This is a genomic window from Pseudomonas sp. NFACC56-3 (assembly GCF_900100025.1).
GTDB lineage: Bacteria > Pseudomonadota > Gammaproteobacteria > Pseudomonadales > Pseudomonadaceae > Aquipseudomonas > Aquipseudomonas fluorescens_AA.
The window spans coordinates 37,816-53,612 of the sequence record NZ_FMTK01000024.1; the positions used below are offsets into that span (position 1 = coordinate 37,816).

At 64.1% G+C, this 15,797-nt stretch carries 13 protein-coding genes; 4 read left to right on the forward strand and 9 right to left on the reverse strand.

The window, feature by feature from the left end:
- Positions 1-137: 137 nt before the first annotated feature.
- On the forward strand, positions 138-2,225 hold the full coding sequence (locus BLO80_RS24850) for a mechanosensitive ion channel family protein (protein WP_092332217.1): 2,088 nt from the start codon (positions 138-140) through the stop codon (positions 2,223-2,225).
- A gap of 126 nt (positions 2,226-2,351) precedes the next feature.
- On the opposite strand, the gene BLO80_RS24855 is transcribed toward BLO80_RS24850, so the two are convergent.
- Positions 2,352-6,665 (reverse strand): DEAD/DEAH box helicase, encoded by a 4,314-nt coding sequence (locus BLO80_RS24855; protein WP_092332215.1) that lies wholly within the window; start codon positions 6,663-6,665, stop codon positions 2,352-2,354.
- A 291-nt stretch (positions 6,666-6,956) separates the two neighbouring features.
- Between BLO80_RS24855 and BLO80_RS24860 the strand changes: the two genes are divergently transcribed.
- Positions 6,957-7,841: a sugar nucleotide-binding protein gene (locus tag BLO80_RS24860; RefSeq protein WP_060740408.1), complete on the forward strand. Its 885-nt coding sequence runs from the start codon at positions 6,957-6,959 to the stop codon at positions 7,839-7,841.
- Entirely contained in the window at positions 7,834-8,763 is a 930-nt protein-coding gene (locus BLO80_RS24865) for an NAD-dependent epimerase/dehydratase family protein (protein WP_092332212.1), read from the forward strand. Before BLO80_RS24860 ends, BLO80_RS24865 begins: the two co-directional genes overlap by 8 nt.
- Positions 8,764-8,882: 119 nt before the next feature.
- Here BLO80_RS24865 and BLO80_RS24870 read toward each other — a convergent pair whose 3' ends face one another.
- The 5 genes from BLO80_RS24870 to BLO80_RS24890 all read right to left on the reverse strand — a co-directional run bounded on the left by BLO80_RS24870 (position 8,883) and on the right by BLO80_RS24890 (position 13,036).
- The gene (locus BLO80_RS24870) at positions 8,883-9,581 is read right to left on the reverse strand and encodes an OmpW/AlkL family protein (RefSeq protein WP_092332210.1); all 699 of its coding nucleotides are present in this window, start codon (positions 9,579-9,581) and stop codon (positions 8,883-8,885) included.
- Between the two features lie 225 nt (positions 9,582-9,806).
- Positions 9,807-10,325 carry a DUF3299 domain-containing protein gene (locus BLO80_RS24875; RefSeq protein ID WP_025215734.1) on the reverse strand — a complete coding sequence of 173 codons (519 nt, stop codon included), beginning with the start codon at positions 10,323-10,325 and terminating at the stop codon, positions 9,807-9,809.
- Positions 10,326-10,336: 11 nt separating this feature from the next.
- Positions 10,337-11,602: an ABC transporter permease gene (locus BLO80_RS24880; RefSeq protein ID WP_092332207.1), complete on the reverse strand. Its 1,266-nt coding sequence runs from the start codon at positions 11,600-11,602 to the stop codon at positions 10,337-10,339.
- A gap of 1 nt (position 11,603) precedes the next feature.
- Entirely contained in the window at positions 11,604-12,314 is a 711-nt protein-coding gene (locus BLO80_RS24885) for an ABC transporter ATP-binding protein (protein WP_092332205.1), read from the reverse strand.
- Positions 12,315-12,448: 134 nt separating this feature from the next.
- A complete protein-coding gene (locus tag BLO80_RS24890; protein ID WP_072410453.1) occupies positions 12,449-13,036 on the reverse strand; it encodes a DUF2796 domain-containing protein in 588 nt (195 codons plus the stop codon).
- Positions 13,037-13,156: 120 nt separating this feature from the next.
- Here BLO80_RS24890 and BLO80_RS24895 point away from each other — a divergent pair, with 120 nt between their 5' ends.
- Entirely contained in the window at positions 13,157-13,504 is a 348-nt protein-coding gene (locus tag BLO80_RS24895) for a hypothetical protein (protein WP_092172780.1), read from the forward strand.
- On the opposite strand, the gene trxA is transcribed toward BLO80_RS24895, so the two are convergent.
- The 3 genes from trxA to BLO80_RS24910 form a co-directional block, all read right to left on the reverse strand.
- Positions 13,501-14,373, reverse strand: coding sequence for a thioredoxin (gene trxA, locus BLO80_RS24900; RefSeq protein ID WP_092172783.1), 873 nt, complete (start codon positions 14,371-14,373; stop codon positions 13,501-13,503). The two genes, BLO80_RS24895 and trxA, sit on opposite strands and share 4 nt — an antisense overlap.
- A 199-nt stretch (positions 14,374-14,572) precedes the next feature.
- Positions 14,573-15,229, reverse strand: a complete 657-nt coding sequence (locus BLO80_RS24905; RefSeq protein ID WP_092332202.1) for a class I SAM-dependent methyltransferase — start codon at positions 15,227-15,229, stop codon at positions 14,573-14,575.
- A complete protein-coding gene (locus BLO80_RS24910; protein ID WP_092204485.1) occupies positions 15,226-15,690 on the reverse strand; it encodes a YbaY family lipoprotein in 465 nt (154 codons plus the stop codon). The genes BLO80_RS24905 and BLO80_RS24910 overlap by 4 nt, the downstream gene beginning before the upstream one ends.
- Positions 15,691-15,797 lie beyond the last annotated feature (107 nt).

Consider the following 15,797-nt stretch of genomic DNA (forward strand, 5'->3'; position numbering starts at 1 on the left):
CTGTCGCGCGGCCTGGAAAGTTTCGATGGGATGCCCGGCGGCAGAGAACCAAAGGTTTTGTATTGACCTTGCGAGCGAACTTGCCGGCCCAATATTGATCAGTTCCTTACCGATCCCGTGTGAAGGAGCCTCGCGTTTTGTCTCGATTGAGCACTGTATTGCTGCTGTTCTTGCTGGTGCTGACCGGCACCAGCGCCTACGGGACCGCCGCTGTCCCTGGCACCACCAAGCCCGATGAACCGCCCGCCGAACCTGCGCCGCTGGTGCAGGGCGGTTTATTGGGGGCCATCAGTTCGAGCATCGACGACGTCCAGGACAAACTCGACCTCAACCAAAGCCTGGTGGATGCCTGGCGCCTGCGGGCGGACCGGGCGGCGGACGAGGTGGACCGGCTGGTGGACCAGACGTCCCGTTCGTCCTGGCGCGTGGCGGGGGATTTCCTGTTGCTGTCCAGTGTCTGGATTGGCGCGTTTGCGCTGATCTGGTCCGCGGCGCGGTTGTTGTTGCGACATCTGGGCCACCGGCGCTGGCTGCGCACCCGCCGACGCGTGCGCGACCTGCTCGGTTATCTGCTGCCGTACACCGCTGCGGCATTGATCTGCCTGCCGTTGACCCTCTACGTCAGTCACTTTCTGCAAGTCTCGGTTGGTCGCGCCCTGGCGTTGTGCTTCGCCTACGCCACCAGCAGCGGTATTTTCTCCACTTCGGTGTTGCTGTGCGTGATCGTGATGTTCAACGCCGGCCACAAACGCCGGGCGGTGGCGATGATCCGGCGTTTCAGCCCCCGACCGTTGTTCCTGATCGGCTTTCTCGCCGCCCTCAGCGATGCCCTGACCAGCCCGCAGATCGCCCGGCAACTGGGTGGCAACATCACCAGCAGCATCGCGGTGTTCACCGGGTTGTCGGCGTCGATGATCTTTGGCTGGCTGGTGATCCGCATGCGCCGCCCGGTGGCGCACCTGATCCGCAACCGCCCTCTGGCCCAGCGCTTGAAACAACCGGCCTTGCAGGAGTCGCTGCGGATTTTCTCCGGGCTCTGGTATTGGCCGATCCTTTTGATGGTGCTGGTGTCGGCGGTGAGCCTGATCGGTGTCGGCGAGGACAACCAGAAAGCCCTGCGTTGCGCGTTGTTCACCACGATCCTGCTGATTGCGATGGTGTTCCTCAGCACGGTGTTCCAGCACATCTTCAAGTCGCCCAAGGCCGAGGCCATCCAACGCAACAGCGCTTACAAGGGCCGGCTGTTGAGCTTGCTGCATGCATTGTTGCGGATCGTCATGGCAGTGGCATTCATTGAAATCCTCGGGCGGATCTGGGGCATTTCGCTGTTCGAGTTCGCCTCGCGCAATGCCGTGGGGCGGGCGATCAGTGACTCCTTGAGCCGCATCGGCCTGATTTTCCTGATGACCTGGCTCACGTGGGTAGTGCTCGATACGGCAATCCAGGAAGCCTTGAAACCACCACTGAACAAACGCGGCGCCCGCCAGCCCAGCACCAGGGTCAAGACCATCCTGCCGCTGTTGCGCAACGCGGCGAAAATCATCCTGGTGGTGATTTGCGCGATCACCACCATGGCCAACCTGGGTATCAACGTCGCGCCGTTGCTGGCCGGTGCCGGGGTGGTGGGCTTGGCGATTGGTTTCGGTTCGCAGCAACTGGTGCAGGACGTGATCACCGGGCTGTTCATCATCATCGAAGACACGCTATCCATCGGCGACTGGGTGGTGCTCGACTCCGGCCACGCCGGTACCGTCGAGGGCTTGACCATCCGCACCCTGCGCCTGCGCGACGGCAAGGGTTTCGTGCACTCGGTGCCATTCGGCCAGATCAAGGCGGTGACCAACCAGTCCCGGCAATTCGCCTTTGCGTTTTTCTCCGTGCAATTCACTTACGACACCGATGTCGACCAGGCCATCGAGCTGATCCGCGAAGCCGGGCGTTCGATCGCCGAAGACCCGTTTCTCAAATTCAACCTGCAAGGGCCGCTGGATGTATTCGGCGTGGACAAGATGGACCTCAACGGCGTGGTGCTCACGGCGCAGTTCCGCACCGTGTCGGGTGGGCAATATGCGGTGAGCCGAGCGTTCAACCAGCAGTTGAAGAAGCTTGTGGATAACCACCCGGCGGTGCACTTTGCGCAGACTTATCCACAGCAGGTGATGTTGCCCAAGCGGTTGGTTGAGGAGAAGAAAGAGGGGGAAGAGGTGCCTGATCAACCTCGGTAGTGAGTGAGGTTTGTGGTGGGGCTGCCGGCCCCATCGCGAGCAAGCTCGCTCCCACAGTAGGTTTGTGGTGAATGTACAACCCCTGTGGGAGCGAGCTTGCTCGCGATAGGGCCCGCCCAGGCACCCTCAACCTTTCTGAACAAGCTTGTTCCGGACCTCAGCCATCCCTTGAGCATCCAACTCCACCCAAAGATGCTGCTTGCCGGCAATCTGCGCCGCCACCGGCAACCCGTCCCGATACACCAGCCGATTACTCGCCAGCGCCGGCACTTTCGCCCCCGGCAACAAGGTGCCGGCCAGGTTCAGCGGGTCGACGCCGCACACCGCCACCAAGCTGCCATCGGTGGGGCGGCGGCGGGTTTCGCGCAGCAACGCAATCGCTTCGGGCAGGGCGAATTGTTCGCCCGCCAGGCCGCTGACAAAACGCCCGCCGCGAATCTCGCCCCGCGCCTCCAGGCGATGGAAAGTGCGCAATAGCTCGCGCCAACTCGGCAGCCACTCGGCCTCCCGCTCCAGCAAGCGCCAGAACACCACGCCGTAACGACGCAGCAGGGTCATGGCGATGTGTTCCAGGGTCTCCGGCGCAGTGGGCGCCGGGCGGTTGCCTTCCACGGGGGCAGGTTGGCTGCGGCGCAACAAGGCCCAGCGCCCGGCGTCGTCCATGCCGCCGACAAACGCGCCGCGCCCGCGCCGGCTGCTGCGGGCCTGGCGTTTGCTGGCCGGGGTGATCAGCGCGCGCAAGCCGGCAAAGCTGTCGGCATTCACCAAGCCGGCGCCCACCAGTTCCTGCAAGGCGATTTCCAGTTCGCTGCGCAGCAGGTGGGCTTCATGGGCCAGTTCATCGAAAAACAGCGCGCCATGCTCGCTCAGGGCCTGATGGACTTTCTGTGTCTTGGGCGACAACTCATCAAGGGCTGTTTGCCCGGCCAGGCTGCTCCACAACGCCACCTGGCTGCGCGGCAGCAACACCACCGGCGTACTGCGCAAGGCGCTGGCGGACGGCTTCTGGCGCGCACTCAGGCGCGTCCATACCCACTTGCCGCTGCGGCACAACTCATCGAGCCAACTGGGCGAATAGTCCTTGATCCGCCCGGGCAACAGGTCGCTGTCCCAGGCTGAGGCGGCGGCCGGGTAGCCTTCGAACTGGCCGAGGATCGACGGCAGCACGGCATTGCCCCGGCCCTGGGTGGACGACGACAGGTGCTGCCAGTCGAACAGGAAGCGCATGAAGTCCTGCAACATCACCGGCTCGATTTCCCGGCGCAGGCGCTTGACCGTATAGCGATGGATCCGCGCCAGCAAATGCCGCTCGCACCATTCCTCCTGCCCGGTGCCCGGCGTGAAACGCCCACGCAGCACATAGCCTTGCTGCTCGAGCTGCGCCAGGGCCTGGGTGACCTGCGGGGTCGACAACCCCAGCGGGTAGGCGATGGCCTTCAACGGCAGCGGCCCGAAGGCACTGAGCCGGGCGCGGAGCACTTCCACCAGGGCTTCGTCGACGTTCCAGGCTTCATCGAAATCGGCCAGTGGGGACAGTGCCGGTTCCCAGCGAGCCTGTGGATAGAGGGCTTGCAAGCAGGTCAGGCGCTCCCGCGGCAGCCATAGACCCCGTACGGCGCTGATCTGTACGTGGCTGGCGCGCCCACTCGCGGCCAATGCCCGCAGCCAATCCAGCCACGATGGGTAGGCGTCGGCTTCGCTGTCGGCGATGCAGGCCAGGCTCATCAAGGCTTCGTGCATCTCATCGAGATTAGCCGGCGTCGGCCAGGCCTCATCCCGGACCGACTGGATGGCTTCGGCGTCCAGCGCGCCAAGGTCGTCGGTGGATTGTGGATCGCTCCAGCGCCGGTTGATCACCGCCTGGGTCCGCCGTTCTTCCAGCGGCGCGTCGTCGAGAAAGGTGTAGGGACGGGCGCTGAGGATTTCTGCCGCCAGCGGCGAGGGCGCCGGCAGGTCGCGGCTGATCAGGCGAATCTGGCCCGCTTCCATGCGCCGCAACAGCGCCAGCCAACCTTCGCTGTCCATGGCTTCGTGCAGGCAATCGTCGAGGGTCTGTTCCACCAGCGGGTGATCGGGGATCTCCCGCTCGCCAGCGAGGTTTTCCAGGCAGGCGATCTGGTCCGGAAACACACTGGCGATCAGGTCTTCGCTTTTCATCCGCTGGATCTGCGGGGCGACTTTGCGCCCGCCGGTGTAGCGCGGCAGGGCCAGGGCCACGCCAGCGTTCCAGCGCCAGCGCACACCGAACAGCGGTGCATCCAGCACCGCCTGGACCAGGATCTGTTCGGCGTTGTGGCTGTTCAGGTAGCGCCAGACCTCGTCCAGCTCGAAGCTGTGGCTGGTGGACAGCGAGAGCACGATGGCGTCTTCACTGGCGGCGGCCTGCAATTCGAAGTTGAAGGTGCGGCAGAAGCGCTTGCGCAAGGCCAGGCCCCAGGCGCGGTTGATACGGCTGCCGAAGGGCGTGTGGATGATCAGTTGCGTGCCGCCGGACTCGTCGAAAAACCGCTCCATCAGCAGCGTGTCCTGGGACGGCAGGGCGCCGAAGGCCCGGCGCGCCGGGGCCAGGTAATCGACCAATTGTTCGGCGCTGGCGAGGTTCAGGCGTAACGTGCCGGTCAGCCAGTCGAGGGCCGGTTGCAGGTTGCCCGGCGTGGCGCCGAGCAGGTGATCAAGCTGGGCTTGCAGGCGCGCCACGGCCAAAGACAATTCGTCGCTGCGCCCCGGGGCTTCGCCGAGCCAGAACGGAATGGTCGGCGGTTGGCCCTGGGCGTCCTCGACCCGCACACGACCGGTCTCGACGCGGATGATGCGGTAGGACGTATTGCCCAGTTGGAACACATCGCCGGCAATGCTCTCCACCGCGAAGTCTTCGTTGACGCTGCCGATGTTCAGGCCCTGGGGTTCGAGCAGCACGCTGTAGTCGGCGTTGTCCGGAATGGTGCCGCCGCTGGTCACCGCCGTCAGTTTGCTGCCCCGGCGCCCGCGCAGGGTCCGGGTCACGGCGTCGCGGTGCAGGTAGGCGCTGCGCACGCCCTGGCGGCCATTGAGGCCTTCGGCAAGCATCTGCAACAGCGCCTGGTAATGCCCTTCGTCCAGCTCGGCGTAGGGCGAGGCGCGGCGGAAGGTCTCCAACAGCGCCTGTTCCGGCCATTCCTGGCAACTGACTTCGGCGACGATCTGCTGGGCCAGCACATCCAGCGGCGCCTTGGGGATGTGCAGGATGTCGAGTTCGCCACGGCGCACGCAATCGAGCAGGGCGGCGCATTCGATCAAGTCGTCGCGGGTGGTGGCGAACAGGCGGCCCTTGGGCGTACCGCCGACCTGATGGCCAGAGCGTCCCACTCTTTGCAGGAACGCCGAGATCGAACGGGGCGAGGCAATCTGGCAGACCAGGTCGACATCGCCGATATCGATGCCCAGCTCCAGGGAAGCGGTGGCGATCAGTACCTGCAGTTCGCCGCGCTTGAGGCGTTGTTCGGCGTCGAGGCGAAACTCCTTCGCCAGGCTGCCGTGGTGGGCGGCCACGGCGTCCTTGCCCAGGCGCTCGCTCAAATGACGGCTGAGGCGTTCGGCCAGGCGCCGCGTATTGACGAATACCAGGGTGGTGCGATGCTCTCGGGCCAGCTCGGCGAGGCGGTTGTAGACCAGCTCCCACACGTCATTGGCCATCACTGCCGACAGCGGCACCGGTGGCACCTCGATGTCCAGGTCCCGGGGACGGGCGTGGCCGATGTCGACGATTTCACAGGCGCGTCCTTCACCGACGAGAAAGCGTGACACTGCTTCGATGGGCTTTTGCGTGGCCGACAGGCCGATGCGCATCAGGGGTTCGGCGCACAGGGCTTGCAGGCGCTCCAGGCTCAAGGCCAGGTGGCTGCCGCGCTTGCTGGCGGCGATGGCGTGGATTTCATCGACGATCACCGTGCGGGTGCTGGCGAGCATCTGCCGGCCGGAGTCGGAACCGAGCAGCACGTAGAGCGATTCGGGCGTGGTGACCAGGATGTGCGGCGCGGTCTTGCGCATCGCCGAGCGGTCTTTTTGCGGCGTGTCGCCGGTGCGTACGGCGGTGGTGATCGGCAAGGGTGGCAAGCCCATTCGTTGCAACTGCTCGGTGATGCCGGCCAGGGGATTCTGCAGGTTGATCTGGATATCGTTGCTCAGGGCCTTGAGCGGCGAGACGTAGACCACCAGGGTCTGGTCGGGCAGGCCGCCTTGTTCCAGGCCGCGGTGCACCAGGTCATCGAGCACCGCGAGAAACGCGCTCAAGGTCTTGCCCGAGCCGGTAGGCGCCGCGACCAGCACCGAGCGCCGCTGGCCGATCAACGGCCACGCCCGGGCCTGGGCGGCCGTGACCGCCGGGAAGGTCTGGCTGAACCAGGCGCGAACGGCGGGGTGAAAGCCTGCCATGGCGTGGTCGGCTGCAAGGGGCAGATTCATAAGGCAGTTTATGCGGGTGGAGCGGGGGAGATGCAAGTACCGGCTGAGATCTCCATCGCCTGTCAGGGCCTCATCGCGAGCAAGCTCGCTCCCACACAGGTCGTATAGGCACTGAGATCTCCTGTGGGAGCGAGCTCGCTCGCGATAAGGCCTCAAGATGCACACAAAGGCCGGATCCACACTTTACGAGTGACGGTTGCGCACTAAACCCGCAAAATGCAACGATTCCGGCAACGCCTGCGGGCGTTGTCGACCCAATTTTTGTGCCAATAGAGTGGGCCTGCTGACTTTATGCGAATGCGCCTTATGTTACTGGGCGGCGGAAATGCCCTTGGGCAGGCGCTGATTCGCCTCGGTGCAGAAGAAGACATCGGTTTTCTTGCCCCCCGCCCGCCCGAAGACGGCTGGGATGCCGCGAGCCTGACGCAACTGCTCGACGACACCCGTCCGGACGCCTTGATCAACCTGGCGTACTACTTCGACTGGTTCCAGGCCGAGGCCGTCAGCGAGCAGCGCCTGGCCAGCCAGGAGCGCGCTGTCGAGCGTCTGGCCGGGCTGTGCCAGCATCACAACATCATCTTGCTGCAACCGTCGAGCTATCGGGTGTTCGACGGTTCCCGTGCCACGGCCTACAGCGAGAAGGACGAGCCCGTGCCCCTGGGCGTGCGCGGCCAGGCGCTGTGGCGGATCGAGCAAAGCGTGCGCGCCACCTGCCCGCAACACGTATTGCTGCGTTTCGGCTGGCTGCTGGATGACAGCGCCGATGGCACCCTCGGCCGTTTCCTGGCCCGGGCCGAGCAACCCGAAGAGCTGTTGCTGGCTGACGACCGCCGGGGCAATCCGACGCCCGTGGACGATGCCGCGCGGGTGATCATTTCGGTGCTCAAGCAACTCGATTGCGCGGCGCCGCTGTGGGGCACCTATCATTACGCCGGGCATGAGGCGACCACGCCACTGGCGCTGGGCCAGGCGATCCTCACTGAAGCCCGCGCGCTGCATCCGCTGGCCATCGAGTCGCCCACGCCCCAGGCTCATGCCGCACGGCCGGACGCCGCGGAAGAACCGCAGCACGCGGTGCTGGCCTGCAAGAAAATTCTGCACACTTTCGGGATCAAGCCGCGTGCCTGGCGCGCCGCACTCCCGGGCTTACTGGATAGGTTTTATCGCCATGGCTGAAGGCCCTGTTTTAATCACCGGCGGCGCGGGTTTCATTGGTTCGCACCTGACCGACGCCTTGCTCGCCAAGGGGCATGCGGTGCGCATCCTCGATGACCTGTCCACCGGCAAGCGCAGCAACCTGCCGCTGGACAACCCTGCTGTAGAGCTGATCGAAGGCGACGTCGCCGATGCCGCCCTGGTGGCCCGGGCCATGGCCGGTTGCAGCGCCGTGGCGCACCTGGCGGCGGTGGCCTCGGTGCAAGCCTCGGTGGACGACCCCGTGCGCACCCACCAGAGCAATTTCATCGGCACCCTGAATGTCTGCGAAGCCATGCGCCAGAGCGGGGTGAAGCGGGTGCTGTTCGCTTCCAGCGCAGCGGTCTACGGCAACAACGGCGAAGGCGAGTCCATCGACGAAGAAACCCCCAAGGCCCCGCTCACGCCCTATGCCTCGGACAAGCTGGCCAGCGAGTTCTACTTCGATTTCTATCGCCGCCAGCACAACCTGGAGCCGGTGGTGTTCCGCTTCTTCAACATCTACGGCCCGCGCCAGGATCCGTCCTCGCCGTATTCGGGGGTCATCAGCATCTTCAGCGAACGGGCACAGAAAGGCCTGCCGATCACCGTATTCGGCGACGGCGAGCAGACCCGGGACTTTGTCTATGTCGAAGACTTGGTGGACTTGCTGGTGCAGGCCATCGAGAAGCCCGAGGTGGAAGTGGGCGCGGTGAACGTCGGCTGGAACCAGGCCACGACCCTCAAACAGATGCTCCAGGCCCTGGCCGCCGTGGTGGGCGACCTGCCACCGATCAGCTACGGCCCGGCGCGTTCCGGCGACATTCGCCATTCCCGGGCTGACAACCATCGGTTGTTGGAGCGCTTCAGCTTTCCCCCGCAAACACCGATGAGCGTGGGGTTGGCGCGGTTGCTGGGGCGCTAAAACTGTGGGAGCGAGCTTGCTCGCGATAGCGCTGGGTCAGTCAACATCATTGCTGGCTGATCCACCGTCATCGCGAGCAAGCTCGCTCCCACAGGGGTGTTCGTACCTTTAAGTTCGGCTTAGAACTTGTAGCCCAACCCCACCATGTAGATGAACGGATCCACATCGACATTCACCTTGGCCCGGGTACCGCCGGCCACGGCGTTGTTGTCCACATAGGCGGTGGTGTCGATGTCGATGTAGCGGATCTGGCCGTTGATCATGATGTTGTCGGTCAGCATGTAGTCGGCACCGACTTGCCAGGCCATGCCCCAGCTGTTTTTCGCCCGGAAGTTGCTGAAGCCATTGGCGCTGGCTTCGCTGCCCACGTGTTCGTCGTAGATCCAGGTGTAGTTGATACCGGCGCCGACATAGGGCTGGAACGCCGACTTGGCGTCGAGCGGGTAGTAGACCAGGCTCAGTGTGGGCGGCAGGTGCTTGAGGGTGCCGAGCTTGCCGTTGGCCGCGCCGAGGGCAGTGCCTTTGATTTTCACGTCGTGCTCGAACGGCGAGGCCGCCAGCAGTTCGATACCCCAATTGTTGGTCAGCATGTAGGCGAAGTTCAGGCCCAGTTGCGTATCGCTGCTCATGGTCGCCTTGCCACCCAGGTCGGCGCCGGCCAGCGGGCCACGGTCGACCTTGACGCTGGAGCTGTCGGCCTCTGGATTGACGGTGATAGCGCCGGCGCGAACGATGATGTCACCGGCCGTATGGGCCTGGGCGAGCGGGGCAGCGAGCGCGAGGGCAATGAGGGAAGCGCTGAGCAAGGACTTGTGCATGGGGGCTCCAGAGGACATTTCAAAATGGATGTCCCATGGTACGGAGCCGCCTGGGCCGGTCTTTTGACTCAGCTCAATGAAATGATGATGAGTCAATTTCGAGGGCCCCTTCGCGAGCAAGCCCGCTCCCACCGTTTGACCGCATTTCTACTGGCAAAACTCGGTCAATGTGGGAGCGGGCTTGCTCGCGAAGGCTATTTCACAGGCAACCCATGACCCGCGAATTCACTCCGGCAGTTCATACACATAAATCTTCTGCGCCTCCATCTGATATCCGGCATCGGCCAGTTCGCTGGTGGACGGCTTGACCTGCATCGGCCCTTCGACCCAGTACGGCTGGTACAACTCGTCGAGCTTGACCCCCACTTCGCTTTTCACATGCACGATCTGGTTCGACGGCGGTGGCGGCACGTGGATGCAGGCGCCGAAATACGGCACCAGCAGGAAGTCCGTGGTGCGGCCTTCCTCGCTGACTTCCAGCGGCACGATGTAGCCCGGCAAGCGAATCTGCTGGCCATCGAGGGCCTTGACCACCGGCGCGTTGGGCAAATCCTGCTTGGCGGCTGGAGCGGACTCGGCGGCCAGGGCGTCGCTCATTTTCGATAGGTCGTGCAGCGGCGTCATGTTCGGCACTTCCGGCGGGGCGTCCGGCGGAATCATTTCCGACCAGGCCAGGTCCCTCGGCTCGGCCGCCCACAGCGGCAGGGCGACCATCATCAACAGCGCTAGCAGGGCGCGGGGCATCTTCAAGGTCCTCATAGACGGATCGACAGGCCGTCGGCCAACGATTGGCGATAGGCGCGCCAGGCCGGCACGCTGCCCATCAGCAGGGCGGCGACCAGGATGCCCGCCAGCAGCGTCCATTCATATTCGCTCGGCCAGCCCAGAGGCAAGTACAAACCGTAGGCCGACTGCACGTAACCCTGGGCGGCGGCGATGCCGATGTACAGCAACGCCAGCCCGGCGGTGACCCCGGCCAGCGCCAGGGCAAAGGCTTCGAACACCAGCAGCGTCGCGATGTGCCACGGCCGTGCGCCCACCGAACGCAGGATCGCCATTTCCCGGCGGCGTTCGTTGAGGCTGGTGAGGATCGCCGTGAGCATGCCGATCAACCCGGTCAGGACCACGAACAGCGAAATCACGAACAAGGCCTTTTCCGCCGTGCCCATCAGGCTCCACAACTCCTGCAGTGCTACGCCGGGGAGGATGGCCAGCAGCGGTTCGCCACGGAACTCATTGATCTCGCGCTGCAAGGCAAAGGTCGAAATCTTGCTGTTGAGGCCGAGCATGAACGCGGTGATCGCTTGGGGCGTGAGGTCCATGTTGCGGGCCTGGTCGGCGCTGATGCGCCCATTGCCCTGGGCCGGCACGCCGTTCTTCCAGTCGATGTGGATCGCCTCCATGCCGCCGAGGCTGATGTGCAGCGTGCGGTCCACCGGGGTGCCGGTGCGCTTGAGAATCCCGACCACGGTGAAGGGCTTGTCGTCATGCTTGACCAGGCTGATCGCCGCCACGCCGTGGGCCAGCACCAGTTTGTCACCGAGTTTGTAGTGCAGCGCCTCGGCGACTTCGGCACCGAGCACCACTTCGAACGGATCGGTGGCGAAAGCCCGGCCATCGGCCAGTTCCAGGTGTTGCTGGCGGCCATACTGGTAATGCTCGAAGTAGGCCTCGGTGGTGCCCATCACCCGATAGCCGCGATGGGAATCGCCCAGGGACATGGGGATCGCCCACTTTACTTTCGGATTTTTGGCGAACTGTTCGAAGCTGTCCCAGCGGATGTTGTTGGTGGCATTGCCGATGCGAAACACCGAATACAGCAGCAGGTTCACCGAGCCGGAGCGGGCGCCGACGATCAGGTCGGTGCCGCTGATGGTGCTGGCGAAACTGGCTCGCGCCTCGGTGCGCACTCGCTCCACCGCCAGTAACAGACAGACCGAGAGGGCGATGGCAAACGCGGTGAGGATCGCGGTGAAGCGGCGGTTCGCCAGGCTGGCCATGGCTAGACGGAACAAATACATCTCAGACCTCGAGTGGCGTGGCGGCGCGATTGAGATCGGCCAGCGAGAGGTGGCGGTCGAACAGCGACGCCAGGCTCTGGTCGTGACTGACGAACAACAGGCTCGACCCGGCCTCGCGGCATTCGGCGAACAACAGCCGCAGGAAGTTTTCCCGGGCGTCGTAGTCCAGGGCTGAAGTCGGTTCGTCGGCGATCACCAGTTCCGGTTGACCGATCAAAGCCCGGGCAGCGGCGACTCGTTGTTGCTGGCCGATGGACAACGAGTCGGCGCGACGCTCCAACAGGTTCGAATCGGTCAAGCCCAGGTGGGCCAGCAGCGTGGCGGCCGCTTGATCGACACTGCCGTGGCGCTGGGTGGCCCGCTGCGCGCGCAGTTTCGAGAAGTGACAGGGCAGTTCGACGTTCTCCCGTACCGAGAGAAACGGCAGCAGGTTGAACTGCTGGAAAATGTAGCCGGTGTGGTCCACGCGAAAGCGGTCGCGGCGGCCGGCGGCCAGTTCGCTGAGTTCCTGGCCGAGCAGGCGGATGCTGCCGCGATCCGGCGTTTGCACCCCGCCCAACAGCCCCAGCAGCGTGGTCTTGCCGCTGCCACTCGGGCCCTTGAGGAACAAGGTTTCACCCGCTTCCAGGCGAAACGCCGGGATATCCAGCAAGGGCGGATGCCCGGGCCAACTGAAGCCCAGGTCGGACAGTTCGATGAGTGCTTGGGTCATATGAAACCGGTCAGATCAAGGTGAACCCTGTGGGAGCGAGCTTGCTCGCGATGGCGGTGTGTCAGGCTGCATCTGTATTGAATGTGCCGGCCTCATCGCGAGCAAGCTCGCTCCCACATGGGTTTTGCGGTGAATCAGAATTTCAGGGTTGGCGCCTTGGCCGTCACTTCCACGCCTTGTTGGCCACTCGGGCTGATCAGTTGTACCTGAATTTTCTGGGTGGCCGGGAAGGTTTTGAACAGTGTCGCCAGGTCCAGGTTCTTCAATGCACCAGCGGCGGCGCAGGTGAACTGGTAGTGGGCGTGGATCTCACTGTGCTCGTGGTGTTCGTCGCCATCGGCGTCTTCGTCATGGTCTTCGTGGTCCGGTTCATCGCCGAACAACGGGCTTTCCAGTTCCTGTTGGGCCACGGTGCACTTGGCGGCGGCCGGCAGGTTGAACAGCGCCAGCGGCTTGTCCAACTGCGCCCGTACCGCGGCGACCTTGGCCTTGTCGGCATCGCTGGTGGCGGCGTGTTCGAAGCCCACCAGGTTCATCGCCGGGCTTTCCAGCTCCAGCTCCAGGGTCTGACCATCCAATGCCGCGTTCAGTCGAGCAACGCCGTGTTCATGGGCGCCGAGGCTGCCATGTTCGTGATCATGATCGTGGTCATGCTCCACCGCCGCATGAGCGACAGCCAATGGCAGCAGGGCGAACGGCAAAGCGAGAAGCAGACGACGCATGACGAGTCTCCGAAAAGGTTATGTAATCTTATAACGAAAGCGCGGAGAGTTTGACCGTCTGCTTGGCGTCGCGCAAGGGCCATGGGAGCATGCGTACATGAAATATTCAGGAGCACGGTAATGTTGCGGATACGCGGAACCGTCGGCGAATGGCCGGTGGACTTGACGATCGAAATGGATGAGGGCGACTGGGCGCAGCTCGGCGCGCAGTTGCAAGTGGCCAAATCCGAAGGCACGGCGGCACCGGCGGCCAAACCGACGAACCAGGACGATGCCCAATGGCAGATCGCCAAGGAACTGCTGCGCAAGGCCGGCCAACTGAGCGGTCCGGACCTGCTGGAACAGCTCGAAGGCCTGACCGGCAGCGCCTCGGCGGGCAAGCGCCTGTTGGTGCGCTTGCGCCACTGCGCTGAGGTCAAGGTGTTGAGCGGCGGCGATACGCCGCTCTATAGCTGGAGTGGGGCTTAATACAACGCGGCGAACAACTTGCGACGATAGGTCGTCACCAGCGGATGGTCGTTGCCCAGCAGTTCGAATACCTGCAACAAGGTCTTGTGGGGCAGGCCTTCGCTGTAGCCGCGGTTACGCACGAACAGCTTGAGCAGCGCATCGAGGGCCGCTTCGTACTGCTGGCGTGCCAGTTGCTGGATCGCCAGTTGGTACACCGCTTCATCGTCCTGCGGGTCTTTCGCCAGGCGCGCCTTGAGGTCGGCGGCGTCCGGCAGGTGCTTGGCCAGGCCGAGGAACTGGATCTGCGCCTTGGCACCGGCGAGGGCGGCCTTGTGCTCATCGCTTTTCACCGCGTCGAGCACCGTCTGCGCTTCGTCCAGCTCGCCGCGCTCGGTCAGGCAGCGGGCATACAGGATCAGCGCCTTGGCGTTGGTGTTGTCTTCACCCAGCAACACGGTGAGCACGGCTTCGGCGTCGGCGAAACGACCGTCGTCGAACAGCGCCTGGGCCTGTTCGAACGGGTCGGCAGCGGCCGGCGGTGGCATCTGCACATGGGGTTCGAGCATCGTGCGTACCGCCGATTCCGGCTGGGCACCGGCAAAGCCGTCGACGGGCTGACCGTCCTTGAACAACACCACCGTCGGCAGGCTGCGAATGCCGAAGCGGGCCACAATGTCCTGCTCGATGTCACAGTTGACCTTGGCCAGCAGCAATTCGCCTTGATAGCTCTCGGCAATGGTTTGCAGCATTGGCATCAGAGCCTTGCACGGCGCACACCACTCGGCCCAGAAATCCACCAGTACCGGTTTGTGGAAAGAGTTCGCGATCACCGATTGGTCGAAATCGGCGGTAGTGGCGTCGAAGATGTAGGGCGTTTCCTGAGTCATGGGCAATCTCGTAGAGCGCTTGAATGGGGCAACTATACGGCGTGGTGGGGGGTGGCTGAAAGCGGGGTAGCCTTTCGCCCTGTGGTGCCTGACAGGACGCCTTCGCGGGCAAGCCCGCTCCCACAGTTGATCTCCAGTGGATACAACATTCGCGTTCACTCTAGATCCCCTGTGGGAGCGGGCTTGCTCGCGAAGCTTTTCAGGCGCGCCGCGCGTGGTACAGACTCACATGGCGAAACTCTTCCGGCTCGGCCAGGTCCGGCAGGGTCATGGCCTGGAGCATTTCGATGCGCCGGTACAGCGGATGCTGGAAATCCCGCACCCGGGAATCGGCCACCAACGCCTCGCGACCGCGGCTGAGGAACTGGTCGAGCAGCGGCAGGTTGGCCCGGTCGTAGAGCACGTCGGCAACCAGGATCAGGTCGAAACGATCGGTCTCGGCGAAAAAGTCCGTCGCATAACCCAGCTCCACCCCATTGAGCGCGGCATTGGCCTGGCACGCCGCGATCGCCAGCGGATCCAGGTCGCAGGCCACCACCTCCAGGGCTCCGGCCTTGACCGCCGCGATGCCTGCCACGCCGGAACCGGCACCAAAATCCAGCACCCGCTTGCCTTCGACCCACTGCGGCTGCTCGGCGAGGTAGCGGGCCATCGCCAAGCCGCTGGCCCAGCAAAAACTCCAATAGGGCGGCTCGTGGAGGATGCGCCGGGTTTCTTCCGGGCTGAAGGCGCGGTCCATGTTGTCGCCGTCGATCAGCCACAACGTCAAGTCAGCGTCGGGTAGCGGACAAGCCACCAGACGCGCGTCGCCAAGCAATTCACTCAACGCCCGCTGCAGGTCTTGCGGTGCACTCATGGCGCTTTGACGAATTGCAGGGTGCCCAATGCCTGGGTGGTCGGTTGGCTGATGCGTTGTTCCGGCAAGTGCAGGATCAATTGACCGGACTGGCTGGCGCGGCCACGCAGTTCCACGCGGGCGCCTACCGGGAAGGCTTCCGGGTTGAAGCGCAAACGGAAGGGCAGGGCCTGGTTGGTGCCGATCAGGCTGGAACTGGCGAGCAATTGTTGTGGACGGTCCTTGTCGTCGATCACCAGCAGCGCCAATTCGACCTCGGCCCCGGCCGGAACGCCTTGCAAGGTGCCGCTGATTTCACGCTGGTACGCCGGCAATGGCCCCAGCTCGGCCGCCTGGCGGGCCTTTTCCTGGGCCTGTTTCGGTGCGGGGGCCGGAGCGGGAGCGGCGGGTTTGGGGGCATCGCTGCTGCACGCCATCAGCAGGCTGAAAAAACTGAGCAAAACGAGCGATCGTAGCGGCATGTGTGGCTCCAGCAAGGTGAATTCCATGGATCTGACGGTAAGCCCGTCTGTATACCGTAAACCCTATGGCTTGTCTTGCCAGTGGGATGCGCTACCATGGCCCTCCC

What these genes read in the sequence shown, in the direction of transcription:
- BLO80_RS24855 (WP_092332215.1), bottom strand. Translation starts at nt 6,665, where the DNA reads ATGAATCTGCCCCTTGCAGCCGACCACGCCATGGCAGGCTTTCACCCC.
- BLO80_RS24860 (WP_060740408.1), top strand. Translation starts at nt 6,957, where the DNA reads ATGCGAATGCGCCTTATGTTACTGGGCGGCGGAAATGCCCTTGGGCAG.
- BLO80_RS24865 (WP_092332212.1), top strand. Translation starts at nt 7,834, where the DNA reads ATGGCTGAAGGCCCTGTTTTAATCACCGGCGGCGCGGGTTTCATTGGT.
- BLO80_RS24870 (WP_092332210.1), bottom strand. Translation starts at nt 9,581, where the DNA reads ATGCACAAGTCCTTGCTCAGCGCTTCCCTCATTGCCCTCGCGCTCGCT.
- BLO80_RS24875 (WP_025215734.1), bottom strand. Translation starts at nt 10,325, where the DNA reads ATGCCCCGCGCCCTGCTAGCGCTGTTGATGATGGTCGCCCTGCCGCTG.
- BLO80_RS24880 (WP_092332207.1), bottom strand. Translation starts at nt 11,602, where the DNA reads ATGTATTTGTTCCGTCTAGCCATGGCCAGCCTGGCGAACCGCCGCTTC.
- BLO80_RS24885 (WP_092332205.1), bottom strand. Translation starts at nt 12,314, where the DNA reads ATGACCCAAGCACTCATCGAACTGTCCGACCTGGGCTTCAGTTGGCCC.
- BLO80_RS24890 (WP_072410453.1), bottom strand. Translation starts at nt 13,036, where the DNA reads ATGCGTCGTCTGCTTCTCGCTTTGCCGTTCGCCCTGCTGCCATTGGCT.
- BLO80_RS24895 (WP_092172780.1), top strand. Translation starts at nt 13,157, where the DNA reads ATGTTGCGGATACGCGGAACCGTCGGCGAATGGCCGGTGGACTTGACG.
- trxA (WP_092172783.1), bottom strand. Translation starts at nt 14,373, where the DNA reads ATGACTCAGGAAACGCCCTACATCTTCGACGCCACTACCGCCGATTTC.
- BLO80_RS24905 (WP_092332202.1), bottom strand. Translation starts at nt 15,229, where the DNA reads ATGAGTGCACCGCAAGACCTGCAGCGGGCGTTGAGTGAATTGCTTGGC.
- BLO80_RS24910 (WP_092204485.1), bottom strand. Translation starts at nt 15,690, where the DNA reads ATGCCGCTACGATCGCTCGTTTTGCTCAGTTTTTTCAGCCTGCTGATG.